General features: G+C 65.2%; 21 protein-coding genes. 15 read left to right on the plus strand and 6 right to left on the minus strand.

Going from position 1 to position 20,019, the window contains the following annotated elements:
- Nucleotides 1-18: 18 nt before the first annotated feature.
- The 13 genes from GFD21_RS06850 to GFD21_RS06910 all read left to right on the plus strand — a co-directional run bounded on the left by GFD21_RS06850 (nt 19) and on the right by GFD21_RS06910 (nt 10,148).
- A complete protein-coding gene (locus GFD21_RS06850) occupies nt 19-2,262 on the plus strand; it encodes a fibronectin type III domain-containing protein (RefSeq protein WP_163197217.1) in 2,244 nt (747 codons plus the stop codon).
- A complete protein-coding gene (locus GFD21_RS06855) occupies nt 2,259-3,410 on the plus strand; it encodes a hypothetical protein (protein ID WP_163197219.1) in 1,152 nt (383 codons plus the stop codon). Before GFD21_RS06850 ends, GFD21_RS06855 begins: the two co-directional genes overlap by 4 nt.
- Nucleotides 3,407-4,099 (plus strand): hypothetical protein, encoded by a 693-nt coding sequence (locus GFD21_RS06860; RefSeq protein ID WP_163197221.1) that lies wholly within the window; start codon nt 3,407-3,409, stop codon nt 4,097-4,099. Before GFD21_RS06855 ends, GFD21_RS06860 begins: the two co-directional genes overlap by 4 nt.
- 9 nt (nt 4,100-4,108) lie before the next feature.
- Complete coding sequence (locus tag GFD21_RS06865) at nt 4,109-4,522, plus strand: PRTRC system protein E (protein ID WP_163197223.1); 414 nt, start codon at nt 4,109-4,111, stop codon at nt 4,520-4,522.
- Nucleotides 4,523-4,525: 3 nt separating this feature from the next.
- Nucleotides 4,526-5,359, plus strand: coding sequence for a hypothetical protein (locus tag GFD21_RS06870; protein WP_163197225.1), 834 nt, complete (start codon nt 4,526-4,528; stop codon nt 5,357-5,359).
- Between the two features lie 3 nt (nt 5,360-5,362).
- Entirely contained in the window at nt 5,363-6,067 is a 705-nt protein-coding gene (locus GFD21_RS06875) for an Ig-like domain-containing protein (RefSeq protein ID WP_163197227.1), read from the plus strand.
- A gap of 27 nt (nt 6,068-6,094) precedes the next feature.
- Nucleotides 6,095-6,628 carry a hypothetical protein gene (locus GFD21_RS06880; protein ID WP_163197229.1) on the plus strand — a complete coding sequence of 178 codons (534 nt, stop codon included), beginning with the start codon at nt 6,095-6,097 and terminating at the stop codon, nt 6,626-6,628.
- A 147-nt stretch (nt 6,629-6,775) separates the two neighbouring features.
- Nucleotides 6,776-7,126: a hypothetical protein gene (locus GFD21_RS06885; protein WP_318643740.1), complete on the plus strand. Its 351-nt coding sequence runs from the start codon at nt 6,776-6,778 to the stop codon at nt 7,124-7,126.
- A 38-nt stretch (nt 7,127-7,164) separates the two neighbouring features.
- The gene (locus GFD21_RS06890; RefSeq protein WP_163197231.1) at nt 7,165-8,025 is read left to right on the plus strand and encodes a hypothetical protein; all 861 of its coding nucleotides are present in this window, start codon (nt 7,165-7,167) and stop codon (nt 8,023-8,025) included.
- A 170-nt stretch (nt 8,026-8,195) separates the two neighbouring features.
- The gene (locus tag GFD21_RS06895) at nt 8,196-8,528 is read left to right on the plus strand and encodes a hypothetical protein (RefSeq protein ID WP_163197233.1); all 333 of its coding nucleotides are present in this window, start codon (nt 8,196-8,198) and stop codon (nt 8,526-8,528) included.
- A 10-nt stretch (nt 8,529-8,538) separates the two neighbouring features.
- On the plus strand, nt 8,539-8,682 hold the full coding sequence (locus tag GFD21_RS06900) for a hypothetical protein (protein WP_163197235.1): 144 nt from the start codon (nt 8,539-8,541) through the stop codon (nt 8,680-8,682).
- Nucleotides 8,683-8,761: 79 nt separating this feature from the next.
- Nucleotides 8,762-9,823, plus strand: a complete 1,062-nt coding sequence (locus GFD21_RS11120; protein WP_225431713.1) for a peptidoglycan recognition protein family protein — start codon at nt 8,762-8,764, stop codon at nt 9,821-9,823.
- A 28-nt stretch (nt 9,824-9,851) separates the two neighbouring features.
- Complete coding sequence (locus GFD21_RS06910) at nt 9,852-10,148, plus strand: holin (RefSeq protein ID WP_163197236.1); 297 nt, start codon at nt 9,852-9,854, stop codon at nt 10,146-10,148.
- A gap of 317 nt (nt 10,149-10,465) precedes the next feature.
- On the opposite strand, the gene GFD21_RS06915 is transcribed toward GFD21_RS06910, so the two are convergent.
- The 3 genes from GFD21_RS06915 to GFD21_RS06925 form a co-directional block, all read right to left on the minus strand.
- The gene (locus GFD21_RS06915) at nt 10,466-10,960 is read right to left on the minus strand and encodes a hypothetical protein (RefSeq protein WP_163197238.1); all 495 of its coding nucleotides are present in this window, start codon (nt 10,958-10,960) and stop codon (nt 10,466-10,468) included.
- A 432-nt stretch (nt 10,961-11,392) separates the two neighbouring features.
- Nucleotides 11,393-12,520, minus strand: a complete 1,128-nt coding sequence (locus GFD21_RS06920; RefSeq protein ID WP_163197240.1) for a branched-chain amino acid aminotransferase — start codon at nt 12,518-12,520, stop codon at nt 11,393-11,395.
- Between the two features lie 251 nt (nt 12,521-12,771).
- Nucleotides 12,772-13,401: a 50S ribosomal protein L25/general stress protein Ctc gene (locus GFD21_RS06925; RefSeq protein ID WP_163197242.1), complete on the minus strand. Its 630-nt coding sequence runs from the start codon at nt 13,399-13,401 to the stop codon at nt 12,772-12,774.
- Between the two features lie 241 nt (nt 13,402-13,642).
- Here GFD21_RS06925 and GFD21_RS06930 point away from each other — a divergent pair, with 241 nt between their 5' ends.
- Nucleotides 13,643-14,644, plus strand: coding sequence for an alpha/beta hydrolase (locus GFD21_RS06930; protein ID WP_163197244.1), 1,002 nt, complete (start codon nt 13,643-13,645; stop codon nt 14,642-14,644).
- A 110-nt stretch (nt 14,645-14,754) separates the two neighbouring features.
- Here the strand turns inward: GFD21_RS06930 and GFD21_RS06935 are convergent, their stop codons facing one another.
- The 3 genes from GFD21_RS06935 to GFD21_RS06945 are packed head-to-tail and all read right to left on the minus strand — an operon-like array spanning nt 14,755 to nt 17,650.
- Entirely contained in the window at nt 14,755-16,179 is a 1,425-nt protein-coding gene (locus GFD21_RS06935; protein ID WP_163197246.1) for an NAD(P)(+) transhydrogenase (Re/Si-specific) subunit beta, read from the minus strand.
- Complete coding sequence (locus GFD21_RS06940; RefSeq protein WP_043163752.1) at nt 16,180-16,479, minus strand: NAD(P) transhydrogenase subunit alpha; 300 nt, start codon at nt 16,477-16,479, stop codon at nt 16,180-16,182.
- A gap of 16 nt (nt 16,480-16,495) precedes the next feature.
- The gene (locus tag GFD21_RS06945) at nt 16,496-17,650 is read right to left on the minus strand and encodes an NAD(P) transhydrogenase subunit alpha (protein WP_163197248.1); all 1,155 of its coding nucleotides are present in this window, start codon (nt 17,648-17,650) and stop codon (nt 16,496-16,498) included.
- A 293-nt stretch (nt 17,651-17,943) separates the two neighbouring features.
- On the opposite strand from GFD21_RS06945, the gene GFD21_RS06950 reads away from it, so the two are divergent.
- A complete protein-coding gene (locus GFD21_RS06950) occupies nt 17,944-19,986 on the plus strand; it encodes an AMP-dependent synthetase/ligase (protein ID WP_163197250.1) in 2,043 nt (680 codons plus the stop codon).
- The last annotated feature ends 33 nt before the right edge of the window (nt 19,987-20,019 follow it).

The following is a 20,019-nucleotide window of genomic DNA, read 5'->3' on the forward strand; positions in this document are numbered from 1 at the left end:
TGATTTCCGGGAGGTTTCATGGCTGACGGTTATGGCAATGTGGTCGGTTACTGGCGGTGCCATGTGGCCGCATGGGTCACCTCGTCCGACGACACGTCGGACGTGATCCACGTGGAGGCGCGATGGCAGTCCATCGCCGCACACTGGAACTATTCCGGCTGGGTCGCCGCGACCGTGTGGATCAACGGCCAACAGGTCAACCACACGAACAACTCCGGCAACCGGTACATCGACAACAGCGAGACCACCGTCCTGACCGGCGACCTGCGCGTCGCCAAGACCGAAGGCGCCCGCAACATCACCTGCTCCGCATCCATCGCATGGAACGGTTCCATACATCCCGGCACGTCGAACGCGAACGTGGGCGTGCCGGTCGCCGGCATCAACTACAAAACCCCGAACCCGCCGAAGAACGTCACCTGGACACGCGTGGACGATACGGCCACGAACCTCACCTGGCAGGCCGCGTACGACAACAACGCGCTCAAACCGTGGAAACAGGTCATCATCGACCGCATCATGTACACGGACGGCGCCACGACCGGCGCAAGCTGGGGCAACGTGGCGACCCTGAACTGGAACGCGGTCAACTACAAGGCCACCGGCCAGAAGACGAACACGCGCATCGGCTACGCCCTGTACGCACGCAACCAGAAGGGCGACTCCAGCCACGTCAACCTCCTGTACCTGTACACCACGCCCGCCGCGCCGAAAAGCCTGACGGCCGTCAAGACCGAGACGGGCGTCACCCTGTCCTGCGACGCGTCCAACACGTACCCGTACCGGCTGGAACTGCAACGCAAAAGCAACCTCGACACGGACTGGACCAGCGTCACGGACGACTGGCAGCCGGGCGCCACATGGCCCGCCACCACCGTCGACAGCGAACCGCCCGCAGGCACGGTCACCTACCGCGCACGCGTCATCCGCCCCGCCTACTCGGACGACACGACCAAGACCATCCTGACCGGCGAATGGACCGAATCCAACACCGTCACCACCATCACCCCGCCACTGGCACCCACCATCCTCACCCCCACGGCCGATGGCGTATACCCGGCCGGAACCTCGGTCGCGTTCGCGTGGAAGCCGAACCATCCCGACGGTTCCGCCCAATCCGCAGCCCAGGTCCAATACCGGTCGACGAGCGAAAGCACAGCCCATACGGCCGACGTGTCCTCGCAGACCACAGTGCAGCAAACCATCAGTGGCACCGGCACGTATGTGATGCGCGTGCGCACGAAGGGTCTGCACGAGGATTGGGGCGCATGGTCGGATTGGGTGACGTTCACCGTGGCGTACGCGCCGAGCGTGGTCGTCACCTCCCCATCCGGGGACATCACGGCCAGCCCGTTCACCGTCGCATGGTCCGTGGCGGACGAGACCGGCGTCTCACAGCAGCGTGTCACGATCCTCTCGGAGGGCGTGGAGAAGTATTCCACGCTCGTGGACCCGTCGGAACGCAGCCTCGTCGTGAACGCGTCGAAATACCTGCCGTCGAACAACGCCCGCCTGACCATCACGGTCGCGGTGCGCGGCGGCTCCTCGCTGACGGCGAGCACGAGCGTGCTGCGCGAGGTGAAATACACTCCCCCGGCCGACCCGATGGTGGTCGTGGAAGCCGACGACGCGTACGCGGCGCACATCACCATCAGCTTCGGCACCCCCACGGGAAGCCAGCCGGAGACCCTGTACGCGAGCGTGCACCGCATCCTGCCGGACGGTTCGGAACTGTTGATGGCCGACCGGCTGACCGACAACCAGCAGGCCGTGGATGTGCTGCCCCCGTTGAACCTCGACTACCAGTACCGGGTCGTCGCCTACGCCGCGTCCGGCGCCGTCGCGACCGTATTGCACACCGCGAACATCCAAGCCGATTTCGGCATTCTGAACTTCGGTTCGGACGCGGGCCAGTACCTGAGGTTCGGATACGACATGACCGTGTCCCATACGAGGTCGCATCAGACCAGCGAATTCCATTTCGCGAGGGGCGACGGCGCCGACGCGTTCCCCAGCAGCTACGAGCTGAACCAGACCGACGGGTCCATGAACGTGACGGGCATGTGGGAGTGGGATCAGGAATGGTATCTCAAATGCCTCGAACTGGCCGAGGAGTACGCGTACGCATGGTACCGGGAGCCTTCCGGTCTCAGGGCGTACGTGAAGGCGGAACAGTCCGTGAGCGTTGACGTGAAGGAACGCAAGGACATCCAGTATTCCGCGGATTTGACGCGCCTGACATGGGAGGAGCCCGTGCGATGACGGATTGGACGAAACCTTTCAAGGTGTCGTACCGGGTGATGCGTGTCAGCCGTTCGACCGGCAACGAGACGAGCCGGTTGGATTGGGTCGTGTCCGGCGGCAGCATCGAACGCAATCAGGACACCGACATCTGCGAATCCGGTTCCCTGACCGTGGAGGGCGTGACCGACCTCGGTACCGACCGGGTGCGCATCTGGGCCGACTGCCAATGGCACGACGGTTCCATGACAAGCGTCGCGTTGGGCACGTTCCTGCCCAACATCCCGACCCGCAGCGTGAACGGCGAGGAATCCTCGTCGCAGCTCGACCTGTACGGGCTGCTGCAGGAGGCCGCGGACGACATGTTCGAAACACCCATCAAGATCGGCAAGGGACGGAAGGCCGTGGACGCGGCGGCGGACATCCTCAAGGGCTGCAACCTCGAGGTCGCCGCCTACGACCCCGGCTCCTACACCATGTCGGAGGACTGGTCGTTCGGCCTGCGTTCCGACAAGGACAAGGACAAGGGGTCGACCAAACTGGACGCGGTCAACGACCTGTTGGATTTGGCCGGCTATTCGAACGCGCGCACCGACGAGATGGGCCGCGTCGTGTTGCAGAAGTACGTGGAACCCTCGAAGCGAAGTCCGAAATGGACGTTCCGCGAGGGCGCGAACGCCACGTTCCTGACCACGATGACCGACGAACGGGACCTGCGCGAGGTCGCGAACGTGGTGAAGGTCACCTACTACAACACTGACAAGGAGTATTCGTCGTCCGCGGTGGACGACGATCCGAACAGCGAGTTCTCCACCGTGAACCGCGGCCGGAGGGTCGCGCACGCGTACGAGTACTCCAGCATTCCGGACGAGGTCAAGACCGACGAGCAGGGGCGCAAGCTCGCCTCCGACAAGGCGTTGGAACTGTTGCGCACCGAACAGTCCGTGATCCACCGGGTCACGTTCACGCACGTGTACGCGCCGTTGAACCTGACCGACGTGGTCGACCTGGAATACCCGACCGGCAAGGTGTCCGGAAGGTTCGCGATCCGCACGCAACGCGTCACGTTGGACGCGGGCATTCCCATCGAATGCGAGGCGCGCACGTTCCAACGGCCCGGCGAACCCACGACCGTGTCCGAACCGGTCGCCTACAAGGAGGTCGTATGAACGCCGACCTGATGCGCGCCGGCTCCACGCTGGCCGAGATGATGCCCAAAAGCCGTGGCGCGGAAAGCGCCATCGTCCGGGTCGGCACCGTCAGCGCGGTCCATGGGGCGGGCGGCTATCTGACCGTCGACGTGGACATGAGCGGCGGCACCCTGACCGGCATCCAGGCCACGAGGGATTGCGCGAACGCGCATGTCGGGGACCGGTGCGTGGTCGAAACGTACGCGCACGTGAGCATCGCCACCGGCATCCTCGCCCGCCCCGGCGCCGGCGACCCCCTGTTCTCATGGTCGAGCACGTGGAGCGGCACCCCCGGCAACGAACCGTCCGACGGTTTCGCGGAGAAAACCCAATCCCTGACCGTGGGCGGTCTGATCATGTGCGAGGTCGCGGCCGCGGTCAACGGCACCGGCGAATACGGCATGGCGTTCGAATTCCGCGACGCGGACGGCAAGATCGCCGCCTACTGGAACGCCACCAGCCCGCAGAAGAACGGCGGCACCCTGCGATGGGTGACCACCGGCACCGTGCTCCTCCCCTACGACACGTACACGGTGAGACTGCTCACCTACCACTGGGGCAGCATGACCATCATCGGCACCGACTCGTCCGGCAACAGCCGCAAATGGCGCGACAGCGTATGGGGTACGGACGGCGTACCCCGCTACGCGCGCCTCTACCACCTCTAAGGAGAACCCATGCCTCCATTCCAGGAATTGTTCACCAGCACCGAGTTCTGGACCGCCGTGATCCTCGCTCTCTTGGGCGGCGGCGGTATCGGCGGCATCGTCGGCGCCTGGGCGAACAAGGACAAGACCGAAGCGGACATCGACAACATCGCCGCCGAAGCCGCCCGGAAAATACAGGAAACGTTGGGCGCGACGGTCGAATCGTTGCGCACCCAAGTGGACTATCAGGAACAACAGATCGAACACTTGGAAAAGGTCCAGCGCAAGTATTTCACGGCCGTAGGGTACACGCGTCGCCTGTTCCACTGGTTGCAGGATTTCTGCGAACTGGCTGAACCGGAGTTTCTCGCGCGTCATCCGAAACCGAATCTTCCGGACGAGCTTCGCCCGGACATCGCCCCCGAAACCATTGGTAAGGAGTAAACCATGACGAATGTCAAATTCAGTGTGAAGAAGCCCGACGGGACCGCGGTCGAAGGCAAGCTCACGTTCACGCCGGTCCGCCGCTATTTCAACACGGCGAAGGACCTGATCCTCCCGTATCCGCGTTCCGTCGACCTGGACGATAAGGGCGCGGCCACGGTGGACCTTGCGGCCACGAACGCCCTGTTCGTGTGGGGTGTGACGGTCAGCCCGTCGGACGACGCGAACCTCGCGTGGACCCGGTACGTGGAAGTGCCGGAAAGCACCACGGAGGTCGCCTACGCGGACCTTGTGGAAGTGGATGCGAACACGCTGCTGCCCTCGTCGATGAACGGCGTGCAGCCGGTGAAGATGCGTCCCCCGGTCGACTCCCTGGCCGCGGCCGAGGAGGAGAGCGCACGCTACCCGGATTACCTGGTCTGGTACCCGGAGGGCGCGACCGAAAGCAAGGCACGTGAAATGGTCACGTCCATCGAACAGTTGCAGGCCCAGGCCGCGACCAGTGCGGCCATGGTCACTGCCACGAAGGCGCAGGTCGCGTCCGATGCGAGCATCGTGTCCGACGCGGCCGTGACCGCCGGCATGGTCAGCGAGCACGTGACCGCCACGAAGACCGAGATCGACGTGAAGAGCACGGAGGCCACGGCCGCTATCGACAAGGCCGTGCAGAGCGTGCAGGATCGCGCCCAGTCCGCGCAGAACGACATCACCGCCGTGGAGGACGAGACCAAGCCGGACACCGATACGCATGACGGCGGCGCCACCGGCACGCAGACCGGTGACGGCGAGACCATCCCGTCGACGTCCGATGTTGACGGCGAACCGGCTGAGGAGTGACCTATGGCTGTGTTCCTGAACGGCCAGCGCATGGCCAAACCATTAATGAACGGGGTGACATGGAACGCGCTCTACAACGGGCGCAAACTCTGGGCCACCCCCGCGGACACGGTCACCAAAATCGAGATTCTCTCGACGGATGGCAAGCCGGCACCCACCACGTTGCCGGTCGATGGCACGGTCGCCTTGGCTGCGCGCGCCACGTACGCGGACGGCCACCAATCCGACCTGCTGACCGACCGGGGTGTGACGTGGGCGAGCCTGGACACGAGCGTGGCGACCATGTCGGGCAACACCGTCACGTGGAAGCACGGCGGCACGGCGTTGATCACGGCACGGGTGGCGGGGTTCACGTCCGCCGCCCTGTCGATTGCGGCCGCGTACGCGCCGGAATCCGTCAGCGTATCGGATGACGCGGGCAAGCCCGTGGGCTCGGTGACCCTTCGCGCGGGCGAATCCATGAATTTGCAGGTGAAAATCCTGCCCATGGAAGCGTCGCAGGAGTTCACCGCCGCCAGCGGGGACGGGACGGTGGCCGTGGTGGGCGACGCGAAACCGACCGGCATCACGGTGTCGCCGGAGCCGGTGACATTGCGCGTGGGCGAAACCACGACCCTCGACGTGAACATCCTGCCCGCGTACGCGCCACAGGAATTCACCGCGGACATCGAGGACAAGACCATCGCAACCATCAACAGCAAGGAGTAATCATGAGTGAATCTTTTAGGGGGGGGGGTGGCCGTAACCGGCCTCGTCCCGGGTGAGACGAGTCTGAAGCTCACGGCCGATAATGGTGTCGCGAAATCGGTGCCCGTCATCGTGCGGGAGAACCTGCTCAAGGACTGGCCGACAGCCACGTTCACCGCGGCCTCCGACAGCACGGGAATCCTGCCGTCGTACACGATCGCCGGCAACGTCATGACCATCACTGGCAAGACCGGTGCCGCCGACCAGCGGGTCACCGCGCGCGTGAACCTGCCAGCCGGATTCGGCAGCAAGGTCACGGTCGGATTGGATTACACGGGGCCCGAGCTGACGGCGGACTCGACGCTCACACCCAACCTGATGACGGTCATCTCCGTAGGCGACCAGTACAAGCCCGTCGCCACGCTCCCGCTGCCCGAAAAGGTCACGCCCGGCCACTACCGGCTCGACGCGGTCCTGCTGACCGGAGCCACGCAGGTCGAAATGCGCATCGGCGTGTTCACCACCACGCCGTTCACCGTGACACGCCTGGCCATCATGAAGACCAGCGAATACATCGAATAAGCAAGCCCCATACGGGGCTTTCATCATAAGGAGGCCCCAATATGGGCGAAGCATTCAGGGGGGGGGGCTAGCGTCCGCGCCCTCAAGGAGGGCGACACCCTCGTCACCATCACCGCGGGCGCGCTGACGAAGACCATCCCGGTCAGCGTGTGGGGGAACAAATGGGCGTTGCCCGCCCTGCCCGCCACGGTCAACGGCATCGAATTCACCGACATGGGCGACGGGCGCGTGCATGCGAAGGGCACGTCGACCGGGTGGGCGACCGTCCGCACCACCATGGCCCTGCCGGCCGGCGAGTACACGCTCGAACACACGCATGGCAGCGGCGACAGTCTGTTTTGCGAACTCAAATCCACTGACGGCGCGGTCGACCTGTTCAGCCATTCCAGCGCGAACAGGGCGACGATCCCGGCGGGCGACTATCAGATGATCGTCAGCGTCCCGCCCTCCAAGACCGTCGACCAGACCATCACCCCCATCCTCAGGAAACTCAACTAAAGCCCCGATTGGGGCTTTCTTCATAAGGAGGCCCCAATATGGGCGCGTTATCAATCACCGGCAAAACCATCGGCTCCACCAGCCTCAACCTCAAAACCGGCGCCATCACCAAAACCATCCCCGTCACCGTGAAATCCACAAACCTCCTGTCGTACGGGCCCGCCGAAGCCAACAATCTCAAGGCCACGGTCGCCGCGGACGGGTCGCTCGATTTGACCTCGACCGGGGACATGGAAGTCGGCAAGGGCGTCCAGTGGGAGCTCGACATGAGCATGCTCATCGGCAGGACCGTGACACTGTCCTACGAAGGCAGCGTCCCGTCGGCCATGATCGCGTCCGTCCGCAAGGCGGACACGACCGGCGGCGCGGGCGTCTACCAAGGCAAGAACAACCAGTCGTTCACCGTGGACGCGAGCATGAAGACCCTGATCTTGCGCGTCTACAAAGGAGGCAGCGCCGCCGGCCCCGTATCCGGCAACCTCAGGATCACACTCAACGAGGGTGCGACCGCATTGCCGTGGATGCGGCCCGATAACACCGGCCTCGCGGGGGGGGGATTTGAGTTAGCGAACCTGTGGCCCGTATTCCAGGCCGGGGCGAGCAACGGCGTGACCCTCACACCCGACACCAACGGCTCGTACACGCTCACGGGCACCCCCTCGGCATGGACCGCGTGGACCCAACCCATCACCCTCACCCCGGGCGTGTACCTCATGCTCCCCGGCGTCACGGGCACGGGCGCCACCGCGGCCGTCTACAACGGCGACCCGGGCACAAGCCAACCGGTCACGGGCCGGTTCGAGGTCACCGAGACCGGTGAATGGACCGCGCGCATCTACACCGAAGAGCCCGGCAGCACGGTCGACGCGACCCTCCACCCGCGCCTCATCCGATCCTGACCATATCCAACCCATGAAGGAGAAAACCATGTCCGAAACATTTAGGGGGGGGGGTCGCGGTTTCCGCGCTCACTCCCGGCACCACCCACCTGACCATCACCACGGGCGGTGTCGTTAAGACCATCCCCGTCACCATCTACCCGGCCGGCGTGTTCCCCATCCTCGATTCCATGCTGCCGAAGACCATAAACGGCGTCGTCTACACGACGGGCCCCACGCCGGGAAGCATCCACGCCACGGGCACGGTGACGGACTGGGGCGGGGTCAACCAGACCATCCAGTTGGAGGCCGGCGAATACTCGTTCGCCGGCACCAGCTCCGGCGACGTGAAGAACCTGTACGCGCAGGCCATACTGCCGGACGGCACGACCGTGAACACCAGCAACGGGGATCAGGTCTCCTTCACGCTCACCGAGCCCGCGACGGTCACGCTCAGCGTGGTCGCCCGCAACGGCACCACCGTCGACGCGGACATCACACCCATCCTCACCAAAACCAAGTAAAGGAGCACCCATGCGACGGTTCGTGCTCTACCTGCTGGCGGGCATGACCGCCGTCGTATGCGGTCTCCTCGCCGGGTTTCTCGTCATGTTCGTTCTCAGCGCCGCGACTCCCCTATTGGACTTGCTCGCGCTCTTCTATCTGATCGCCGCCTGACAGGCGGTAATCCAACCGAATTCAAGCCCCACGGCCTCTTGCAGGCGTGGGGCTTTTTCATACCCGAAAGGACCTTGATATGGCTGATTTCGTCAATCTCCAGCCCGACGAATACAAGCTCCTCAACACGCATTACAGCGCTGGACGCGAGGGTCGCACGATCAACAAGATCGTCGTGCACCACAACGCCGGCAACCTGAGCATCCAGGGTTGCTGGAACGTGTGGCAGACCCGTCAGGCGTCCGCCCACTATCAGGTGGACGCCAACGGTCGCATCGGCCAGCTCGTCAACGATTGGGATACCGCATGGCATGCGGGCGACTGGGAGGCGAACCTCACGTCCATCGCTATCGAACATGCGGACATCAACAGCAGTCCGTGGGCGGTTTCGGATGCGACGCTCGAATCGGGCGCGCATCTCGTGGCCGCGCTCTGCCGCTACTACGGGCTTGGTCGTCCGACGTGGATGGTGAACGTGTTCCCTCATTCCGCGTTTTCGTCCACGTCGTGCCCCGCGTCGCTCGCCGGCTCGCAGAACGCCGCCTACATGAAGCGCGCTCAGGAATGGTATGACGCGATGGCATCCGGCACGCAGCCGGGGCCGGCGCCGTCCGGCACCGCCCAGGGTGGCGGCGAACAGCATGAGAGCGAGGACAACGGCACCCCGGCCCGTACGCTCACCACGCACGTGCACTATGCTCTCCGTGTCCTGAACGGCGACTGGTGGCCCGACGTGACCGACTTCGGCAAGAACGCGGACGGTTACGCGGGCGCGCCCATGACCCAGCATGATCTCCTCGTCGCATGGGTCGACAAAGGGCAGCTCCGCTATCGTACGCACAACCTCAACGGCGATTGGAACGACTGGGTGTCGAAGGCCGACAAGAACGATACGGTCAACGGTTGCGCCGGCATCCCCGGCGTGCCGATCGACGGCGTGCAGATGTATTACACGACGCCGGACGGTATGACCATGTCGCAGGTGTACTACCGTTCCCAGACCGCCGACCGTGAGGGTTGGCTGCCGGTCTGCTGCGACGACGGCTCCACGTACGACGCGTACGACGGTTGGGCCGGTATCCTCGGCGAACCCCTCGACCGTCTCCAGCTCGCCATTTCCGACGGCAACCCGTTCGCCTGACCCCTTATCCAGTAGAAAGGAAACCCTTATGGCAGTAAACGACGGACATCTCGACAAGGACGATATCCTCAGCGGCAGTGAGGCGGAGGGCCTGACCCTGTGGGGCAAGGCCGCCATCATCCGCGCCATCAAGACCGCCGCCCAGAGCGCGGTGGCCGCGATCGGCACCACCGCCGCCACCATCGGCAACGTGGATTGGCGTATCATCGGCGGCACCGCCGCCCTCGCCGCCGTCCTCAGCCTGCTCACATCAGTGGCCGGTGTGCCCGAGGCGGAGAACGGTGAGAACGTCGCCGTCATCGCCAAAGGCAAGCACGCCGCCTGACCGTTAACCGAACCGCCCTGACGCTAGGCATCGTCCTAGGTCAGGGCGGTTTCGTCGTATCCGGACGTGATATCATGCATCATAGGCCCCACCACAAGTGGGGATGACCCGGTGAGCGGGCACGATTTCGTGGCGTTCCCCACTCTGGTGGGGATGACCCCATGGAAAAGTACGGTTACGTAGAGCTCTCCACCAATGTGGGGATGACCCCGTGAAGGGGCGTGATTACGTGGCGTTCCCCACCCGGTGGGGCTTCTTAGAGAATCGGAATCGGTTCGCGTTTCCACTCAGCATGGGGCACGGCCGTGATTCCTCGATCAACGTAAACCCAAACATTCTCGGGCCCACGACTCCACTTCCGCGTTCTCCTTGGCATCACCAAGCAACAGAAGCCACACGGCCGGCTGTTCCCTGCGGACATCGGCGGGGATAAGCAGCTTGATAAGGCCTTGCTTCTGAAGGAACTTGGCCGTCTGGCTCAGCCGGTTAAGGGCCGTGGTCTTACGGGCCGTCCTCATGGCTTCGAGGTTGCCGCCTTCCGCAAGTATCTTTGCGGCCTTCTCGCCCCCGGCAAGGGTGATGCCGAAGTCATCGGCCATGTGTTCCCAGCCAAGTGAATAGCACCGGCAGGCGAGTTTCCTTCGACGCAGCTCGTCGGTGGGAGGCCAATCATAAGCGTGGCTTGCCATGTATACGAGCATGTTGAGTGCGGTTGTATGGAGAGCGACCTGGCCTCCTCGGGGTTTAAGCAGCCGCCCTTCATGCCCAAGTCCCCACACCGCTTTGATGTTCTTGTACCCCATCCCGTCCATGTCTTTCCTCCATGTCTCGCGATACCATCGGGGACATGGAATTGCCTAGCTGGTTTTCCATCACGCCTCGGGATGCGCCAACATCGCCGAGGCATTTTCTGTTATCGATTAAACAATACCACACGCTACCAATTAAGCAATAACGAACATTATCGATTCAATCCGCTGGACGCTATGGGTTAACTCATAAGATTACATGTATATACAAGTTAGATACAGGTTTTATACAAGACGACAAGGCCGAATTCACCCACGAAGACACCAAAGCCCCTGCGACACGCCGGGCATGCCATTCGTCAACGCGATGACGGTTTGTTGACGAATGTTTCCGAATGGACTTTTGTTCGAATATGCCTCCGGGAAAAAGAAAGCCCGCCACCCCTTGCAAAACAAGGGACGACGGGCAGTCATCGAACTAATGTTCGATTCAGGTCAGCATACCTTCCACATCCAGTTGTGCGGATCCTCGATCTCGCCGAGCTGGATGCCGAGCAGCTCGTTGCGCAGGTCGACGGTCAGCTTGCCGGATTCGCCGTCGGCGACGGTCACGTCGAACTTCTCGGACTTGAAACGGCCGATCGGGGTGATGATGGCGGCGGTGCCGCAGGCGAACACCTCGGTGACCTCGCCGGACTTGATGTCCTCGAGCAACTGGTCGAGGGCGATCATGGTCTCGACCACGTCGATGCCGCGGTCCTGCATGAGCTGGATCAGGGAGCGGCGGGTCACGCCCGGCAGGATGTTGCCGGTCAGGGACGGGGTCTCCACGTGGCCGTCCTTGTGCACGACCATCATGTTCATGCCGCCGAGCTCCTCGAGGTAGGTCTTGGTGGCGGCGTCGACGAAGCAGACCTGCTGGCAGCCGTTCTCGATGCCCTTGTACTCGCCGAGCAGGGAGGCGGCGTAGTTGCCGCCGCACTTGGCGAAGCCGGTGCCGCCGGGGCCGGTGCGGAACCACTTGTCCTCGACCCAGATGCTCACGGGCTTGACGCCGCCCGGGAAGTACGGGCCGGACGGGGAGGCGATCACGCAGTAGTCCACCTCCTGCGGGGCGCGCACGCCGAGGAACGGCTCGGAGGCGAACATGAACGGACGCATGTACAGCGTGTACTCGCGGCGGGACGGGACCCAGTTCACATCACGCTTGACGAGCGCGGCGACGGATCCGATGAAATCGTCGATCGGCAGCTCGGGCAGGTACAGGCGCTTCGCGGAGTTCTGGAAACGCTCGGCGTTCGCATCCGGACGGAACAGCCAGGTGGAGCCGTCGGCGTGACGGTACGCCTTGAGGCCTTCGAAGCATTCCTGCGCGTAGTGCAGCACGGACGCGCCCGGGTCCATCTTGAGCGGCGCGTACGGCTCGATGCGACGGTCGCCCCAGCCTTCGCCCTTGGTCCACGTCATGTGGGCCATGTTGTCGGAGAAGACCTGACCGAACGCCGGCTTGTCGATGAGCTCGTTGCGCTTGGCATCGGATGCGGGGTTGTCGTTCGGCAGGATGGTGAACGGCTCGACCAGCTTGTCGAGTCCCGCCGGATCGTGATGGGTGTTCTCAGTCATGTTCACTTCTTTTGTTCATGCGGCCATCGCAATGGCCATTCGAAGGGATTGCCGCGCGCTTGTGGCGCCCGGTGCTGTTAGGTACTCTCGCACATCCCGATGCCCGGGATGCGCGACGGTTCACATTATGAAAAACCGTCGGTGCGGGTCCGGCACGGCCACAGTCCCGTGCCCGGAAAAGGAAGGACCCGCGAATGTTCGCGGGTCCTCACGATGGTCATGTCGTCTCGCCGGCCTCACGCCGGCGGCGATCACTTGGCGTCGGCGGCCGGGGCGGCGGCAGCGTCGGCGGCCGGGGCGGCGGCAGCGGCCTCCGGGGCGGCGGTGGACTCTGAGGCGTCCTCCGGGACCTCGACGGTGACGACGGACTCCTCCGGATCCTCGACGTCCAGCTCGACGCCCTCCGGCAGGACGACGTCCTTGGCGAACACCTTGGTGCCGTCGGTCAGGCCCTCGACGCTCACGACGATGCGCTCCGGCAGGTTGGCGACATCGGCGCGGACCTTGAGCTCCTGGATGTCGACGAACGCCACGGCGGCGCCCTTCGGGGTGCCCTCGACGAAGACCGGCACCTCGACGTCGATCTTCTCGCCGGCTTTGACCTCGTAGAAGTCGATGTGCTCGATGATGCGCTTGACCGGGTTCTTCTGCACGTCCTTGACGACGGCCATGGCCTTCTCGTCGCCGAAGCTCAGCTCGAACAGGGCGTTGGTGTGGCGCAGGGAGAGGGTGGTCTCCTTCATCGGCAGGGCGATGAACTTCGGCTCGGCGCCGCCGGCGTAGATGGTGGCGGGGATGAGCTTGGCGACGCGCATGCGGCGGGCCGCGCCCTTGCCGAACTCGTTGCGGACGTTGCCGGTGAGGCTGATCTTGGTAGCCATTGCGATGCTCCTTGGTTGTGTTACTTGTCGTTTCTGTCCTGTTTGACGCCACGACGCGCCGCAGAACATCCCAAGGAGGGAACATTCACGCCGAGTCGATAACGGAGGAACGGACCTTGCGGGCCGTTCCTCCCTCGCCAAAGCAACAGCAACCAAGTATAGCGGGGCGCGGGACAACCGCGACGATGGGCCACTACAATCGGACACAGGACCTGTTTTGTCGAGGAGTAGGGGGTCTGCGATGAGGCGAATCACCAGGAACGCGCTGATCGGCGCCATGGCCGGAACGGTCATGCTCGGCGCCGGGCTGATGGCCGTGGGGGAACTGATGTTCCGCCTGTCATTGGACACCAGGTACGCGCATTGGATGGAACGGCTGATGGCCCGTGACGGCGTGACCGCCGCCTATCTGGAGACGCCGCACGCCGACGCCGACGAGGAGGCCGAGGCCGCGCGCTGGTTCGACAGAACGCGGCAGCCGGTGCGGATGCGCGGCGAGGACGGGACGGACCTGCGGGGATGGTTGTTCGATCCGGATTGCGCCTCCCCCGCCCCGCATCTCTACGCGATCAGCCTGCATGGCTATTCCGGCGGCCCCAAGGACATGGCGAAATACGCGCACCGGTTCGCGCGCATGGGCTTCACCGTGCTGGTACCGGCCCAACGGGCCCACGAACCGAGCGGCGGGCGCTACATCGGCATGGGATGGCTGGAACGCGGCGACCTGCTGGGGTGGATATCGCTGATCGTCGCCAGCGACCCGGACGCGCGCATCCTGCTGCACGGCGTCTCGATGGGCGCCGCGACGGTGATGATGACGACCGGGGACCCCTCATTGCCCCGAAACGTGGAGGCCGCCATCGAGGATTGCGGCTACACATCCGTATGGGACCAGTTCCTGTTCAACGCGAAGGGCATGTACCACCTGCCGTACCGCTGGATGGGGGGCCCCGTGGTGCGGTGCATGAGCGCCTCCTGCAGGCGCGCCGCGGGATACGGCTTCAGGGAGGCGACCTGTCTGCCCTCGCTGCGGCGCACGATCATCCCGATGATGTTCATCCACGGCGACGCCGACACGTTCGTCGACCCCGCGTTCCTGGACCGCAACGTCGCGGCCTGCGCGAGCATCGACCGCGAGGTGCTCGTCGTCCCCGGCGCGACCCACGCGATGGCGGCCAGCACCGATCCCGTCCTGTACTGGCGGCGCGTCACCGCGTTCGTGCAACGCGTGTTCGACCTGTGACGCAGGGCGGGCCGCGCCCCTTTCCGGCCGCGCGCCCGCCCCGTCGGACCGGGATACGCGAATGGCCCCCTCGAAAGAGGGGGCCATGTTCGGTTGGCGGAGACGCCGCGTTACGCGAGGAGTTCCTTCACGGAGGCGATGACGGCCTGCAGGCTCTTCTTCGCGTCGCCGAACAGCATCTGCGTGTTGTCCTCGAAGTAGAGCTCGTTCTGGATGCCGGCGTAGCCCATGCCGCGGCCGCGCTTCATGACGACAACGTTCTGAGCCTTGTCGACGTCGAGGATCGGCATGCCGGAGACCGGGGTGCCGGGGCGACGGGCCGCCGGGTTGGTCACGTCGTTGGCGCCGACGACGAGGGCCACGTTGGCCTGCGGGAACTGCGGGTTGATCTCGTCGAGGTCGACGAGCTCCTCGTAGGGCACGTTGGCCTCGGCGAGCAGCACGTTCATATGGCCGGGCATACGGCCGGCGACCGGGTGGATCGCGTAGGAGACCTCGACGCCATGGCCCTTGAGCAGTTCGCCGAGGTCGGCGAGCTCGCGCTGGGCCTGCGCCTGGGCGAGGCCGAAGCCGGGCACGAAGATGACCTTCTCGGCGTAGACGAGCTGGACGGCCAGATCGTCCGGCGTGGTCTCCTTCATCGTTCCCTCCGGACCGTCGCCGGCGGCGGCCGCGCCGGAACCGCCGCCGAAGCCGCCGGCCAGGACGGACAGCAGCGGACGGTTCATGGCCTGCGCCATGAGGATGGACAGGGTGACGCCGGCGGAGCCGACGAGCGCGCCGGCCACGATGAGGGCCACGTTGTCGATGGCGAGGCCGGACATGGCCACGGCGGTGCCGGTGCACGCGTTGAGCACGGAGATGACGACGGGCATGTCGGCGCCGCCGATCGGGATGACGAACACGAGGCCGTAGCACAGGGCGAACACGGTGGTCAGGATCGACCACAGGAGACGCTGGCCGGGCTGGACGCACAGCATGACGAGCGACAGCACGGACAGCACGGCGAACACGATGTTCCACACGCCCTTGCCGGGCAGGGCCAGCTTCTTGACCCACCGGATGCCCTGCAGCTTGCCGGCGGCGATGAGCGAGCCGGTGAACGTGACCGAGCCGATGAGGATGCCCAGGCCCGCGGTGACAAGCACGACGAGGTCCGGGGCGCCCTCCTTGGTGAGGATGTCGTTGAGCGCCACGAGGGCGGCCGCGCCGCCGCCGACCGTGTTGAACACGGAGACGAGCTGCGGCATGTCGGTCATCTTGACCTTCTTGGCGGAGACGACGCCGGCGACCGCGCCGATCGCGATACCGACGACGAGCACGACGACCGCCGTAGAGCTGACGAAGCCCTTGGCGAACAACACGACGAACGCCATGAGCACGGCGACGACCATGCCGAACGCGGAGATCTGGTTGCCCTTGCGCGCGGTCTTCGGCGAGTTCATGAAATGCAGGCCGACCACGAACATGACGGCGGAGAACAGATAGACGAACCAGGCGACGATGTCGATGGTTCCGACGGTTGCGGAGGCCATTTACTTCTCCTCCCCCTTCTTCTTGTTGGACTTGAACATCTCGAGCATGCGGTCGGTGACGACGTAGCCGCCGACCACGTTCATCGTGCCGAGCACCGCCGCGAGGAAGATGAACGCGTAGGCGAGCGGCGAGTTCGCCTCGGCGGCGACGATGACGACGCCGACGATGACGATGCCGTGGATGGAGTTCGCGCCGGACATGAGCGGGGTGTGCAGGGTGGCGGGCACCTTGCCGATCACCTCGATGCCGATGAGCAGCGCCAATACGAACAGTGTGATGGAAACGACGAGCGTGGGCATTCTTCCCTCCCCTTCCTTACTTCTCCTGGTTTTCGGACGCGGCCGGCGCTTCGGCGCGGCCGGCGACGACGAGCGCGTCGTCCAGCTCCTCGCCGGGGACCTGCGTGAGGCGGCCGTCGCGCACGAAGTGGGCGAGCACGTCGGCCACGTTGCGCGCGAGCAGGTTGGACGCGGTGGTGGCCACGCCGGAGGCCAGGTACGGCGCGCCGATGATGGTGACGCCCCCCTCGGTGACCGTGGTGCCGACCGTGGACCCCTCGACGTTGCCGCCCAGATCGGACGCGGCGCAGTCGACGATCACGGCGCCGCGGTGCAGGCCGGCGACGCCGGCCCGGGTGAGCAGCACCGGGGGCTTGCGGCCCGGGACCTTGGCGGTGGTGATGACGATGTCGAACCCGGAGGCCTTCTCGTCGACGGCGGCCTGCTGGGCCGCCTGCTCCTCGGCGGTCAACGCGCGCGCGTAGCCGCCTTCGCCCTGGCCCGCGGAGAAGTCGAGGCCGAGGTCGAGGAACTTGGCGCCGAGGGATTCGACCTCGCCCTTCGAGGCGGGGCGCACGTCGTACGCGGTGACGACCGCGCCGAGTCGGCGCAGCGTGCCGATGGCCTGCAGACCGGCGATGCCCGCGCCGAGCACGAGCGCCTTGGCCGGACGGATCGTGCCGGCCGCGGTGGTCATCATCGGCAGGAACGAGCCGTAGGCGTCGGCGGCGAGGATCGCGGCCTTGTAGCCCATCACGGAGTTCTGCGAGGTCATCTCGTCCATCGACTGGGCGCTGGACAGCTGACGGGGCAGCCGTTCGATGGCGACGCCCACCACCCCGGCGTTGCCGAGCGAGGCGACGTAGTCGGCGTCGGTGAACGAGCCGAGCATGCCGATCACCCACTGCCCCGCCCTGAGTTTGGAGACGGTCCCGGCGGACGGGCGGTCGACGAAACCGAGCGCGTCGGACCTGGCGATCACCTCGTCGCGGGAGGCGACGGTCGCGCCGGCGTTGGCGTAGTCCGCGTCCGTGTAGTGCGCCGCGGCTCCGGCGCCGCTTTCGATGAGGCAGGAGACCCCGCCCCTGCCGAGTCTGGTGACGATGTCCGGAGTGAGCGCGACGCGGGATTCCGTATCCGACGTCTCGTTCAGCACGCCGAAAGCCACCGTGGCTTCCTTGAATTCAGCCATGAGAGCCCTTTCTGACATTGGCCGTATCGAGTCATACGCGGCCCCAGTGTAGCCGAATCCGCGCGCCGCGCCCGGGGAACACTCGCATGATGGCGCGCAGGATGCGTCCCGCGGCCTCCCGCATGACGGCCGCGGGACGGACCGTCACGTCCTCCGGACGCCGCCGCGACGGGTCCGCAGGCCGTCTGCCGTATACGTTTCCCTACGCCACCGTAAGGTGACGTGTCGCGTCCGGGGCGCTAGACTGGCTGTTTTGAGACAGGACATCGCAGGAATTGGGCAAGGAGCATCACGTGTCCGTTTTTTCCACGTTGAAGCAGCAAACCACGAACATCACGCGCAAGGCGTTGCGCCTCGGCACCGATTTCGTGCATCCGGTCGGTGACGACGCGGGCAACGAACCCGACTACGCCGGCGAGGACATCGCCCGCGAGGAGTCCATCGAGCTGCCCCACACCGACGTGTGGGGGCCGGACCGTCCGACGGTCACCGAGATCGACCCGGCTTCGGGGCTGCTGACCACCACCACGCAGGGAAATCCCCCGCTGGACATGGGCATGTCGATCTACGACATCTACGCCGACCGCGCCGAACGCATGGGCGACGACCCGCTGTACACGTACAAGGAGGACGGCGAGTGGGTCACGAAGACCGCGAACGAGTTCCTCGCCGAGGTGCGCGAGATCGCCAAGGGCCTGCTGCACTACGGCCTGAAGAAGGGCGACGGCGTGGCGTTCATGTGCCGCACCTCCTATGAGTGGGATCTGACCGACGCGGCCGTCATGGCCTGCGGCGGCGTGCTGGCCACCATCTACGACACGGATTCCGCCGAGCAGATCCGCAACATCGTCAACAACTCCGACGCCCGCTTGCTCATCGTGCAGGACACCGCCATGCGCGACAAGGCCGACGGCGCCGTCGAGGAATGCCCGTCACTGGAGCACATCGTCTGCATCGAGACCGGCGGCCTGGACGAGATCAAGGCGTACGGCAAGTCCGTGTCCGACGAGGAGCTGGACGAGCGCATCGACTCGGTGCGGAAGACCGACCTGTGCTCGATCGTGTACACGTCCGGTTCCACCGCCGCGCCGAAGGGCGTGGAGATGACGCACGAGCACTACTGCCAGACGGCGTTGAACCTGCCCGATTACATGCCGGACCTGCTGCATGACAAGAAGAACACGATCCTGCTGTTCCTGCCCCAGGCGCATTCGTTCGCGCGCGCCATCAACTACATCGTCGTCGCCTCGAACGTCCATATCTACATCGCGACCGGCATCAGGACGCTGATCTCCGACCTGCAGGTCGCCAAGCCGTCCATCATGATCGTCGTGCCCCGCGTGCTGGAGAAGGTGTACAACGCCGCCTCCCAGAAGGCCGGACACGGCGCAAAGGGCATGGTGTTCGCCTCCGCGGTCGTCGCCGCGCAGGACTACATGAAGGAGATCTCCGAAAAGGGCCATGCGGGCGCCCTGGCGCGCACCAAGCGCGCCGCGTTCGACCCGGTGGTCTACAAGTCGCTGCGCGAGGTGCTGGGAGGCCGCGCCAAGTGGATCGTCGCGGGCGGCGCCCCGCTCGACCCGGAGCTGATGGCGTTCTTCCGCGGCGCCGGCGTGCCCGTGTACGAGGGCTACGGCCTGACCGAGACGACCGCCCCGTGCGCGTTCAACGTGCTGGGCGTCCCGTTCCACGCCGGTTCGGTCGGCATCGCGTTCCCCGGCTTCTCGCTGCGCATCGCCGAGGACGGCGAGATCCAGGTCAAGGGCCGCGCCGTGTTCCCCCGCTACCACAAGAACGAGGAGGCCACCGAGACCTCCTTCACCGAGGACGGCTGGTACGCGACCGGCGACCTGGGCCGCATCGACAACGACGGATTCCTGTACATCACCGGCCGCAAGAAGGACCTCATCATCACGGCCGGCGGCAAGAACGTGGCGCCCGGACCGATCGAGGAGGTCATCCAGCGTTGCGAGATCGTCTCGCAGGCGCTGGTGCTGGGCGACAAGCGTCCGTTCATCTCCGCGCTCATCACCCTGGACGAGGAGTCGCTGCGCCCGTGGCTGGCCGCGAAGGGTCTGGACGAGCATATGACGATGGAGGAGGCCGCGAACAACGCCGCGGTGCGCGCCGAGGTGCAGAAGTGGGTCGACCAGGCCAACGAGGGCGTCTCCCGCGCCGAGTCGGTCCGCAAGTTCATCATCCTGCCCGAGGAGTTCACGCAGGAGAACGGCCTGATGACCGCGTCGATGAAGGTCATCCGCCCGAAGGTCATCAAGCGCTACGCGACGCTGCTCGCCACGCAGATGTACACGAAGAAGACCGCGCCGCGCCAGTGAGGCGAAGTGGCGGTCCGCCACTTTCCGATGCCG

Origin of the sequence: Bifidobacterium platyrrhinorum (assembly GCF_010667645.1) — a bacterium.
Classification (GTDB): domain Bacteria; phylum Actinomycetota; class Actinomycetes; order Actinomycetales; family Bifidobacteriaceae; genus Bifidobacterium; species Bifidobacterium platyrrhinorum.